The organism is Coleofasciculus sp. D1-CHI-01, assembly GCF_040218875.1.
Classification (GTDB): domain Bacteria; phylum Cyanobacteriota; class Cyanobacteriia; order Cyanobacteriales; family Coleofasciculaceae; genus Coleofasciculus.
In genome coordinates, this window is record NZ_JAVJQP010000009.1 from 39670 (window position 1) to 51673 (window position 12004).

The window sequence follows — 12004 nt, forward strand, 5'->3', positions numbered from 1 at the left end:
TACGAATGGTTTTAGTCATTCCTTTTGTCATGCAAGTTTTTGCTACGGTGGGACTAATTGGCTATCTGTCTTTTCGCACAGGACAAAGAGCGGTGAATGAATTGGCGATTCAGTTAACAACTAGGGTAACTGAACGAATCAATCAACATCTTAAAGCCTATTTGGAAACACCGCATTTTATGCATAATATGACCGTGTCGTCGATTCGGAATGGCAATCTAAATATTAGTAACTTTTCTAGCTTACAGCAACAGTTTTGGTCAGACATTAAACTTTCCAATGCTGTCGATTATATTTTCTTAGGAACTCAAGAAGGTTACTTTATTGGGGTGCAAGACTATGGGGATGGTCGCCAAGTCGTGAAGTTTCGCGATCGCGCTACCGCTCCCAAGCGGCTGATTTATGCGCTAGACGAGGACGGAAAGCGGACTCAGTTGCTCAAATCCCAAGACTATGACCCCCGTATTCGTCCCTGGTATACAGCTACGCTGAAGGCGCAACAACAAACCTGGAGTCCCATTTATATTTCCGCTGATTTAGGGGTTTTACAAATTACACCCACAACGCCAATGTATGACGCAGAAGGAACGCTGCAAGGGGTTTTGGGAACCAACTTGATTTTATCTCAAATTAGTGATTTTTTACAAGAATTAAAAATTAGCCAATCTGGACAAGCGTTTATTCTAGAACGCTCCGCTGATATTGTAGCCAGTTCCACCGATGAACAGCCTTATCTCTCTACAGCGTCAGAACCCATTCGTCTCAATGCTCGAAATAGCCAACAGCCTGGAATTAAATTGACAACACAAGAACTACTTCAACAAGTTGATGATCTAAATCAAATTAATCAGCCTTTACAATTTACCTTTGAAATCAACAACAAAACCCAACTGGTACAAGTCTCACCCCTAACTGATATACAGGGATTAGATTGGCTGATTGTGGTTCGAGTTCCCGAAGCAGATTTTATGGCACAAATTACGGCGAATACTCGCACCACTATTTTTTTATGTCTGGCGGCTTTAGGAATAGCAACGGTGTTGGGAATTGTCACAGCACGGTGGGTCACGCAACCCATTTTATCCCTAAATACGGCTGCCAAAGAGATTGCTCAAGGAGAATGGGGAAAAGTTGTGGAACTTCATCGTTCCGATGAAGTGGGAGAATTAGCCAAGTCCTTTAATAGCATGGCACAACAGCTTCATGAATCCTTGGAAACCTTAGAAGAAAACGTGGAACAACGAACCGCTCAACTAGCGCAAGCCAACGCCGAGATCCATGAACTCAACCAACGCCTTAAAGCGGAAAACCTCCGCATGAGCGCCCAACTCGATGTCGCCAAAACATTACAACAAATGGTTTTACCAAAACCAGCGGAATTAGAATCAATTGAGGGATTAGATATTGCGGGGTTTATGGAACCCGTTGACGAAGTAGGAGGAGACTATTATGATATACTGCATTACGATGATGTGGTCACAATTGGTATTGGTGATGTTGCTGGACATGGGTTGGAAAGTGGTGTGGTTATGCTGATGGCACAAACCGCAATTAGAACCCTTCAGGAAATGCAGGAAACGGACTTTGTTAAATGTTTGGATGTGATCAACCGCACGATTTACCATAATGTTCAGCGGATGAACTCCGATAAGAATATGACCTTGGCAATTCTCAACTATTGTCGGGGACACATTAGTATTAGTGGACAGCATGAAGAGATGATCGTAGTTAGAGCATCGGGTGAGATTGAACGAGTCGATACGATAGATTTAGGTTTTCCGATTGGCTTAGATGAAGACATTATCAAGTTTATCAGCCAGACTTGTGTGCAATTAGAGTCAGGGGATGGTATTGTGCTATATACGGATGGGATTACTGAAGCTGAAAATTTAGAACGGCAACAGTACGGCTTAGAACGCTTATGTCAGATTGTTAGCCAAACTTGGCAGGGTGCAGCAGACGTGATCAAAAATCAAGTGATTCATGATGTGCGGCGTCATATTGGTTCTCAAAAGATTTACGATGATATTACGGTGTTGGTACTCAAACACAAATAAGTACGCTTTTCTGTATCAACTGCAACCCTTAACACCTATAGCGTTTTCAAATGAAACATAAAAATGCCTCGGAGTTTTTCAGGTTAGAAAATCTGACTTGGAATGCTAAACTATCAAGGATTACAGCTCATACTAGATCGTAAAAGTCGAACGCCTTAGTTTTACATCTCAAATGTAAACGCTATATTCCCACCACCAAACTTATTCAGCAACCGCTAAGTCGGTGAGAAAATTAAAATTAAGGATGAAAATGAACAATTTTATGAGAATATAGAGAGTAGGTTACTTCAGCAAGGCGGCTGTTGTCCAAGACTCGGTGACCGCTCAACGGGAGTAACTGCTTGGTTTCTTATACGGATCTCCCTTATTCATGGAACGAATCGATTCCTTCGCTACCCCGTTTTATTCATCACTCCACTATCATACTGGCTTACTTCTCAACATTCTTATAACCCCATTGGGCAAGTTATGAAAAAATAATTACTTTTGATTGGATGTAATCGCTATGCATAAGATATTTGGAGAATTTCAAGAAAATCTGTCTGATGAAGAAGAGTTTTTAATTCTTGGCTTCTCACCGAGTTCCATTCCCATTCAGCAACGCTGGCGCAACAATGGTTTATCGGCTGATTTTGTCGCTGATTACTTGACTACCTTTTTCCCCGCTATTGACGAAGATCCTGACCCTGAGGGAAAGCGAGTTGAAATAAAAGGAGCGGTGAGTTATATCGCTAATGAATTACTGGAAAATGCGATGAAGTTTAATGACGATAATTCATCCTATCCGATTAAATTTGGGTTACACATTTTAGATATAGCGACTGAAATCACTTTGGTTTTATTGGCAACTAATAGTGTTTCTAAACAATCTCTTAATAAGTTCCAATCCTTCATTCATGAATTACTCGAATCCGATCTGGATGAACTCTATATCCGTCAGTTAGAAAAAAGTGCTGAAGATGAAACCGGGGCAGCTTCTGGACTGGGGTTATTAACCATGAAAAATGATTATTTTGCCAAGTTAGGTTGGAAATTTGAAACCGTTCAACAAGAACCCGAAGTGGTTACGGTGACAACAATGGTGCAACTTAAGGTATAGACTCAAAACCTTCAATAAGTATTATTGGCGATTTGTAGTTTTAGGAGCTAAATTATTCATGGAAAAGCAAAACGTTCAGGGTGAAAATTACCAAGTAATCGGTGATCCAGAAACAGCAACTGTATATTTTAAAGGGTCACTGCGACTGGGTGGAATGAAGGAGTACGAACCGATCATCAAAATCCTCGATGAGATGATTCAGCAAGACCCTTCCCTGATTACGTTAAACCTGCGAGAGCTAGAATTTCTGAATAGTTCGGGAATTAGCATGTTGTCTAAATTTGTCTTGAATGTACGCAAAAAGAAGACGATACAGATCGAAATTAAAGGCTCCGATAAAATTCCTTGGCAAGGAAAATCGTTAAAGAATTTACAGCGATTAATGCCAGGATTAAAGTTGGAATTGGAATAATTATAGTCCTGATTTATAACATGCGTTGGTGTTCTCGTAGGGGCGACCCGCTGCATCCAATTAACACCACCCAACCTTGAATTGGCTCGGGTCGCCCTGTACCGGATATCGGGAATTATCTAACACCGCATTTAGAAAAGGGCGAGTCGATACAAGTTAATTCTCACACCACCTACTATGTGCAGCGACTCGCCCCTACAACCGCGATAATCCCAATAATCCCAATAATCCCAATAATCCCGACAATCATGACAAAGGTAACTAAACCCGCCCTTGTTGGACACCATTTTAAGGCTTAGAACCGTTGACCCAAACCAAACTGGACTCGGCTATCTCCTTGGTCATTAAATCCTAAATCGGCGCGAATTATACCCACAGGGGAATTGACGCGCAATCCCGCACCGTAACCAAACCCACTTCCCGGTTTACCCCGCACCACACCCGGTTCTCCCGGTACAGTTTCACTCGAACCCAAATCCGATGCAAAGTCAGCAAAAACAACCGCGCCCACTGGATTAAAGATGGGAATCCGATACTCCGCCGACGCTAAAACATAACTGCGCCCTGTTCCGACATCCCCTGTACCATAGCCTCGCACCGAATTTTGACCGCCGAGGTTAAAGGCGTTGTAGGGGGGTAAATCACCAATCGTGGTTCCTCCCTGAACGTTAAATGCCAAGACTTCTTGACTATTACCATTAAAGACATCAACGGGAACATACTGGGAGTAGTTTGCCTCCAGGCGATTCATCAAAATACTACCATTACCAATCGGTACAGACTGTTCGGTACTCAGACGCACCACAGAACCTTGGGTGGGATTGACAGGATTGTCTCGTTTATCCCGCGTCACTCCAGCAGAAACGGTAACTAAATCATCAATTCCGTTATCACTGAAGGAGAGACGATTCCCGAATTCATCAACCGCATTAATGTCGCCGTCACTATCACGAATACTGGTACGGGTATAGTTGACGCCTACCGACGCATCCCATTCCTCATTCACGGGTTTGGATAAGCTGACACCACCGCCAAACTGTCCTTCACGGGGATCATCACCATTGGCGAGATCAACATCATCATCGAATGTTTGGGATACAGTACGACGCCGAAACGTATTCACGTTATATCCGGGTTGTTCTGGATTACTGGCCCGATAGGGTCTACCATAGTTGCCATCAAACTGGAAATCACGACGGCTAAACTGTATATTCAATCCCAGTTTCTGGTTCACACCACCAAGATTAAAGTCGTTATAGCTGAGAGTACCAAAAACACCACTGTCATTGCTATATCCAGCACCTGCATTTACGCCACGAGCTGATCGTTCAATCAGATTATAAATAACATCGACATTTCTAGCATCACCATTCAGGGAAATGTCTACCTGCTCAAATAATCCCAATTGGTAAAGCTGTTGCAAGTCTTGGCGGACAACCTCTACATTAAAGACTTGACCCGGTTGTAGGTTCAATTCCCGATTGATAAAATCCTCGTGAGTTCGTCCGTCTGTGGGTTCGCCTTCTTCGTCGAGGAAGCGGAAATTAACATCACTGACGACGCCTTCGGCTACTTCAACTGTAATTACCCCATCGGGTGTCGATCGCACGTCTAAAACCTGTGCCAAGATATAGCCATTGTCTTCATACCATTGTTCTAACTGTTGTAAGCCTTGACGTAGGTTAGCGGGACTAACGGGTTGACCCAATTGCGGATTGAAAATAGAATCAGCTATGTCTGGGGTAAGAACCTGGTTACCGGATAGTTCGAGCGATCGCGCGATAACGGGTTCAACCTGATAAACCACCGCCCATCCCGTGGAGTTAGCGGTTGGCGTGACACTGGCGTTAGCAAATACCCCTGTATCTAAAATCGCTTGAATATCCTGAGCCAATTGGCTTTGACTGGTTTGACCCCCTGGACGAGTGCGAATCGTTTTTAAGACAAGCTGCTGCAATTCTTCCGACACACCAACGACTTGCACGTCTGTGGCGAGAACAACTAAATCGTTAGACCGTTGAGATTGATTTAGGGTGGGAACAGATTGGGCAAATTCTGGGGTTGGCGTCGCTTCTGGAGAGGCGACGGTTCTAGGGGAAGGCGTTGCTGAGGTGGCTTCTGTGGGGACAACATAGTTTCGGGTTTCCGATGGTGGGTTAGTTGTCGGGGAATCGGGAGTCGCCATTGCTTGCTGAGTTAACTCGCTACCCACCAGCACAGCCAAAGTGGAAAAGGCAACAGCTCTATATAGCATAAAATTAGCCTCAATCGTCCTGTTCGTTGGTTAAATTTCTTTTACGTTTGGTTAACCTGACCGAGGCTAAACCTGTGGAGTTCCAACCGATGTGCCACCTTTATATCTGACACAATCTGTTCAGGACTTCAATCCTTTCTTCTGCGGCTGTACTCGATCTGGGTAGATTTTGCTGCTACAATACTGGAATCCAAGCCCTACCTACTAACTGTCAGAATTAGGAGAGCGCCTGCTCTCCAGGAAATCACCATTGCGGAGTTTGACATATATTTATTAACTTTATGACCAACTAGATATATCACTCGTGTGGTGTCCTACTTCTTGCTATTGTTTAGCATTACACCAAAGTTACCTTGTTTGGCAAATTAGAAAATCAAGAGTTTATTGTCGAAAAAGAAAGAATAGAAGTTATAAAGAAACATATTGAAGAATTCTACCCTTGGCAGCCTAATGATATGATGATCAAAAGACTACAGCAAGCTTTAGATAATAATCAAAAAATTAGCGGGGCAGATGCGTGTTTTTATTTTCACGAACTAAAAGAAGCTGAATTAATGGCAAATGGATATACCTACGTAGCAGCTCACAATCAAGCTATTCAGGACTATGAAGTGTCACCATTTAGTCTTTATCATCCCGATGTGATATTAGCGTTTCCTGATGATTTTAATTCAAATTGGAAAAAATTCCGGGGAATTGAATAAAAGATGCAAAGTATTAAACTAGATCGTCATGTACAAGCCCGTGTATGGATTGACGAAAACCCACGAGCTATATATCCCGCAACTGAGACTATATCGAAAAATATCGCAAATGGATTAACAAAAAAAAATAAAAATAAAAATAAAAGAGGAAGTATCGAAATAATAATACCTGTTGGGGCTAGATTTTTTTACGGATTTTTGGGGGCTGAATTTTTCCCTAATGATTCAGGTAGTTTTGGAATAGAGCTATTAGTATCCACAGAGCATGAAAATATTTATGCTGAATCAATCGCTTCTGAATTCGATCAGATAAGACTGGGACTTCCCAGCGAATACAGCCAAAGTGTACTGGCTGGTGCTATTGAGTCTTTAGCTGAAAAAAAACTTGGAGAATTTGGGTCGGGTATCCTGAGATTTGATCAAGCTGCTCACAGTCAGATAGGTTCTTCAAACAAATTTTTTAGACATATTGCAAGAACTGTCGTTCAGTTACTAATGCTTGATCGCAGTAGGAAGGAAGAAATTAGCGAAATCGTCAAAACATACAGCTTAGTTTAAGAACGGGGGAAGGAGGTATTGATTATCGGAATAGGTAAAACTGTTTGTTCGGATTTTGCAACCTAAAAATCTAGATTTAATAAGGGGCTTAAATTCCAATTGCTCATCTGAATCGATACGGTAGCTAAACCAAAAACTCCGCCAATGAAACTCTAACCAGTGAAATGACATGACCGAAAGTGGTGTACTATATCCAACTCAGGTCAAACGTTATCGCAAAACTATGCAACAGGTTGATTGGCTGATTGTCCTGCTCTACCTGATTGGTTCAATGGGGTTAGGACTTTATCTATCTCGCAAAGCTTCAGGGAGTTTGGTCGATTTTTTCGTCTCCGGGCGATCGCTCCCTTGGTGGTTAGCGGGTACAAGTATGGCAGCGACGACGTTTTCTATTGATACACCGCTTTATATTGCTGGGGTTGTGGGTAATCGCGGAATTGCCGGAAACTGGGAATGGTGGAGTTTTGGCATCGCCCATTTGGTGATGATTTATATCTTTGCCCGATTGTGGCGACGTTCGGAAATTGTCACCGACGCGGAATTGACTGAACTGCGGTATGGCGGACGAACAGCCGCAATTTTACGGGGAACCAAAGCCTTTTTATTTGCCGTACCGATTAACTGTATTGCCATTGGCTACGCTATGCTTGCCATGATTAAAGTGGTGGATGCCTTGGAACTTTGGCAGAGTTTGGGGATTGAACCGGGGGAAAATCTGAAAATTTTGAGTGTGGTTGGTGTTAGCATTCTGGTTTTAATTTACTCAGGTTTTGCGGGGCTTTGGGGTGTAGTCACTACCGATTTTTTTCAGTTCTTTTTAGCACTATTTGGGGCAATTGTTGTCGCGATCGCGGCAGTCAATCATGTCGGTGGAATTCATGTCCTTGTGCCAGAAGTGCAGCAGATAACCGGACATGATATTTTATCCTTTTTTCCGATAACTGATAATTTCCGCTGGAGTGAAACCGCTGGAATTACCGCGAGTACCTTTTTTGCCTATATCTTTCTCCAGTGGTGGACATTTCGTCGGAGTGATGGTGGTGGGGAATTCGTGCAGCGTCTAGCGGCGTCTAAGGATGAAGCGGAGGCAGAAAAAGCGGCGTGGTTATTTAATATTCTCCATTATGTGATCAGAACTTGGCCCTGGATACTCGTGGCGCTGGTGGCGATTGTCGTCTATCCCGATTTATCCGACCGAGAATTGGGGTATCCGAAACTGATGCTGGATTTCCTTCCCCCGGTGATGTTGGGGTTAGTGGTTACGTCTCTACTGGCTGCGTTTATGAGTACGGTATCCACATCGATTAACTGGGGCGCATCTTATTTAACCAATGACCTGTATCAGCGCTTTATCAGACCGAATGCTCAACAGTCAGAGTTGGTATTAGCGGGGCGGATTGCTTCAGTGGTGGTGACGGCATTAGGGGCGATGGCGGCGTTCTTTTCTCAGGATGTGGCAACCGTATTTCGGTTAGTGATTGCCATTGGCACCGGTCCTGGCTTAGTCTTAATCTTACGCTGGTTTTGGTGGCGAATTAACGCCATAGCTGAACTGACGGCAATGGTGGGTGGGTTTATTGTTGGGTTAACCACCAGTATCGTCCCGATTATCCAGATTGAGGAGTTTGGTTTGCGTCTATTGGTGACGACAGTTATTACCAGTGTGTTATGGATTACAGCCCTGTTAGTGACGCCGCCAGAATCGGAGGCAACTCTAGATGAATTTTATCGTCGGGTGCGTCCAGCAGGTCCCGGTTGGCAACGTCAACAGGAAAGTACGGGGTTATTACCTGTTCAAAACCTGGGACAGGATATTAAACGGGTATTTGCCGCCATTTTATTGTTGTTTGGTACGATGTTTGCGATCGGAGGATTTCTGCTGCTACAACCCCTGACGGGTTGGGTATCCCTGATCATCGCTGTGGGTGGGGCAATGTTGCTGCGTCAGCTTAATCGGAAAAAAGCTGTACCGATGCCTAGACCGGGATTAGATGATGGGGATTATGATTCCAAGTAGTTATAAGATAGATAACAATGGCGTTACAAATCTTTATCCAATTGGATACCTATGTCTATTTTCCGTCAGTATATTGCCCCTTTTCTGATCGTCTTAGTCTTTGTCGTCGCGTTACTCGCCGTTAGCGCTCGTATCTTTTTGCCCAATGATATGGCAGCACCTGCACCTATTGAAGATGCCAATTCAGTAAGTATGAGGGGATTGGGGATGTTTTGAGTATTGAGTGTGTAGGGGCGGGTTTAGGAACTTTCGTCTCGCTGTTCATGATAACTGTTGTTCAAAACCCGCCCATGGCTTACGCATGGACGAGGTTTCTTACGCTTCTTATAGCCCAGTTGCTCGTGCGAAACGTTATTGGTAAAACCCGCCCCGACAACCACGCACCCCCGCTCCCTTATTGCCTCAACTCCTGTTTATCAGATGCGTAAATTTTTAATACCGGGCTATCAGCTACGAGTTGGCTCTCGATTGGAGAAGGCAACCTTGTTGAAGTTTCTCCAACTGAGTTACCAAGAGCTTTTCCCGCAACAGCAGGATTTTTCTCATTTAGAAGAGACAATACGACGGTATTTTTGTCAAGACACACCCTTGTGGTGGGTAGACTTAGCCAATCCTGAGGGTGACGCCGCACCATCAAATCAACCTGTCGCTGGTTTATGGCTGGGAAATGCCATTGATCAGGTAAGTGGGGATCGCCATGCCCATGTTTTTTTACTCTACGTGATGCCAGAGCATCGGCGTCAGGGTATTGGTTCGGCACTGATGTATCATGCTGAAAACTGGGCTAGAGTTCGGGGCGATCGCCAAATTGGGTTGCAAGTGTTTGAGTCAAATCCATCGGCTGTGCGTCTTTATGATAAGTTAGGATTCCAAACCCAGTCCCTTTGGATGGTGAAACCGCTATCTGGATAAGAGTTCTGAGTGTTGACGCTTCACTTTTTCCCAGGGCATACTTTTGAGTGCGAGAATGTTCAGATGGATAAGTTGACAAAGGAAAAATAACAAATAACAAAGGACATAGGACAAATAACCGCTGAATAAGATATTTTTTTAAATATGTATGATAATAACGAGCTAAGATTAATCGAGGCGGCAGGTGAGCTAGACAGCCCTCTGGATGAAATCGAGCCAATTGATGACCACTCAGAAGAGACTCAACCCGATCCAGAAGCGATGCTGGCTCTGCTAACCGCCCCAGAAACGCCCCAACGGATGCTGGCGGCGCGGGCTTTTTGTGAACTTCAAGATGAACGGGCAATTCCTCATCTGATTAATCTATTAAACGATGTCTGTCCGTTGGTACGAGTTAGTGCGGCTTATGCATTAGGACGCAATCCTGATCCAACAGCCGTAGATCCTTTAATAGAGCAACTGAACCGGGATTGGAATGGTTATGTGCGTAAAGGGGTTGTTTGGGCATTAGGTAATTGCCGCGATCGCAAAGCATTGCCCAGTTTGATTGATGCCTTATGTACAGATATCTCTGCTGTGCGTTTGTGGGCAGCAAGTTCCCTAGCACAGATGGCAAAGCTAGACTATGAGGATATCGTCGCCTGTGTTCCCCCATTAATTACTGCCTTAAAGCAAGACCCCATGGCAGCAGTACGCAGTAACTGTGCTTGGTCATTAGGGCAGCTTTGTCGAGAACTCCCCTCGAATGCTATCTATGCAGGTGCAGTTGACGGTTTAATTGAAGCCTTTGCCGAAGATGAAGATATGGGCGTGCAGGAAGATGCAAAAGCTGCCCTGTTGAGAGTGGGCGATCCCCGTGCTTTACAGATGATTGAGGAAATTGAGATAGACGGATTGTTTTAGGGGATTTGTCTTATGTCATTCGTCATTTGTCTTATGTCATTCGTCATACTCGCTTCCCTTCAGAAGCAAGCTACGTCTTATGTCCTTTGTTGAAGGTGACTTGCACTCTAATCGGGGCGGGTTTAGTGATATCAGGGTGACAACCTTCCCGTTAATGGTAAAACCCGCCCCTACACGCTCTCCCTCTGCTTCCCCAGCTTCCCCTGCTTCCCCAGCTTCCCCAGCTTCCCCTGCTCCCCCAGCTCTCTATTCCCTATTGCCTATCAACAGCTTCTCTCTACAGACTGATGAACTTTTTGTGTTCTCTTACCAAAATAGAAAGGTGAATAAAAACGCAACAATAATCCGAGTCCTGCATTCTGACAGGTTGATCGGTTTTGAAGTATAGGGAGAAAAAATATGGCTGTAGCCCAATCACAATTAAGACATGCAATTGGCGTCTTTCCTAGTCGTCAACAGGCAGAAAATGCGCTCATGGAACTCAGAGATAGAGGATTCGATCTGGATCGAGTTTCCGTGATTGCTAAAGACGCTAGTCTCAACGAGAAAATTGGCGGTACTGACCTGCATAAAGACGGTGGCAACCAGGCTAAAGAAGGCGCTAAAGCGGGAGCGGCTGCTGGCGGTACGGTAGGCGGTTTCCTAGGTTTAATTGGTGGTCTAGGCGTATTAGCAATTCCTGGAGTCGGTGTAGCTACAGAATTAGGAATTGTTTTAGCGAATACCCTCTTAGGAGGTGTTATTGGTGGCGCTGGTGGTGGTTTAGTTGGTGCATTGATTGGTTGGGGAATCCCCGAAGATGCTGCTAAACATTATGATGAACGAGTTTCCGTCGGCGATTACGTGGTGATTGTAGAGGGTACAGAAACCGAGATCCTGAATATGCAACCCATTTTCCAAAATCGAGGAATTCAGGATTGGGCTATCTATAATGCACCTGGCGTCAATACCAATCCTCAGATGGGTACCAGGGTATAGGTATAAGGATGGACAATGTTCATCCGATAAGATTTAAGAAATGGTGGGGATAAGTCCTCGCCGTTTGTTTTTTGATATCCTCCCCAACCTCTCTCCCAATGGTCGATTGA

At 44.3% G+C, this 12004-nt stretch carries 11 protein-coding genes; 10 read left to right on the forward strand and 1 reads right to left on the reverse strand.

The features are described from left to right. The first annotated feature begins 5 nt into the window (after nucleotides 1–5). The 3 genes from RIB93_RS01740 (at nucleotide 6) to RIB93_RS01750 (ending at nucleotide 3568) form a co-directional block, all read left to right on the forward strand. A complete protein-coding gene (locus RIB93_RS01740) occupies nucleotides 6–2057 on the forward strand; it encodes a SpoIIE family protein phosphatase (protein WP_446369698.1) in 2052 nt (683 codons plus the stop codon). A gap of 505 nt (nucleotides 2058–2562) precedes the next feature. Continuing rightward, a complete protein-coding gene (locus RIB93_RS01745) occupies nucleotides 2563–3156 on the forward strand; it encodes a DUF6272 family protein (RefSeq protein ID WP_446369700.1) in 594 nt (197 codons plus the stop codon). A 58-nt stretch (nucleotides 3157–3214) separates the two neighbouring features. Next, nucleotides 3215–3568, forward strand: a complete 354-nt coding sequence (locus RIB93_RS01750; protein ID WP_446369702.1) for a slr1659 superfamily regulator — start codon at nucleotides 3215–3217, stop codon at nucleotides 3566–3568. Nucleotides 3569–3863: 295 nt separating this feature from the next. On the opposite strand, the gene RIB93_RS01755 is transcribed toward RIB93_RS01750, so the two are convergent. Further along, nucleotides 3864–5822 carry a BamA/TamA family outer membrane protein gene (locus RIB93_RS01755; RefSeq protein ID WP_446369704.1) on the reverse strand — a complete coding sequence of 653 codons (1959 nt, stop codon included), beginning with the start codon at nucleotides 5820–5822 and terminating at the stop codon, nucleotides 3864–3866. Nucleotides 5823–6175: 353 nt separating this feature from the next. On the opposite strand from RIB93_RS01755, the gene RIB93_RS01760 reads away from it, so the two are divergent. The 7 genes from RIB93_RS01760 (at nucleotide 6176) to RIB93_RS01790 (ending at nucleotide 11894) form a co-directional block, all read left to right on the forward strand. Further along, nucleotides 6176–6526 carry a hypothetical protein gene (locus RIB93_RS01760; protein ID WP_446369706.1) on the forward strand — a complete coding sequence of 117 codons (351 nt, stop codon included), beginning with the start codon at nucleotides 6176–6178 and terminating at the stop codon, nucleotides 6524–6526. Nucleotides 6527–6529: 3 nt separating this feature from the next. Beyond that, the gene (locus RIB93_RS01765) at nucleotides 6530–7084 is read left to right on the forward strand and encodes a hypothetical protein (protein WP_446369708.1); all 555 of its coding nucleotides are present in this window, start codon (nucleotides 6530–6532) and stop codon (nucleotides 7082–7084) included. Between the two features lie 223 nt (nucleotides 7085–7307). Next, a complete protein-coding gene (locus RIB93_RS01770) occupies nucleotides 7308–9101 on the forward strand; it encodes a sodium:solute symporter family protein (protein WP_446369744.1) in 1794 nt (597 codons plus the stop codon). 51 nt (nucleotides 9102–9152) lie between these two features. Further along, nucleotides 9153–9317, forward strand: a complete 165-nt coding sequence (locus RIB93_RS01775; RefSeq protein WP_446369710.1) for a hypothetical protein — start codon at nucleotides 9153–9155, stop codon at nucleotides 9315–9317. Nucleotides 9318–9521: 204 nt separating this feature from the next. Beyond that, nucleotides 9522–10013, forward strand: coding sequence for a GNAT family N-acetyltransferase (locus RIB93_RS01780; protein ID WP_446369712.1), 492 nt, complete (start codon nucleotides 9522–9524; stop codon nucleotides 10011–10013). Between the two features lie 144 nt (nucleotides 10014–10157). Next, the gene (locus RIB93_RS01785) at nucleotides 10158–10916 is read left to right on the forward strand and encodes a HEAT repeat domain-containing protein (protein WP_446369714.1); all 759 of its coding nucleotides are present in this window, start codon (nucleotides 10158–10160) and stop codon (nucleotides 10914–10916) included. 399 nt (nucleotides 10917–11315) lie between these two features. Then, on the forward strand, nucleotides 11316–11894 hold the full coding sequence (locus RIB93_RS01790; protein ID WP_446369716.1) for a general stress protein: 579 nt from the start codon (nucleotides 11316–11318) through the stop codon (nucleotides 11892–11894). The last annotated feature ends 110 nt before the right edge of the window (nucleotides 11895–12004 follow it).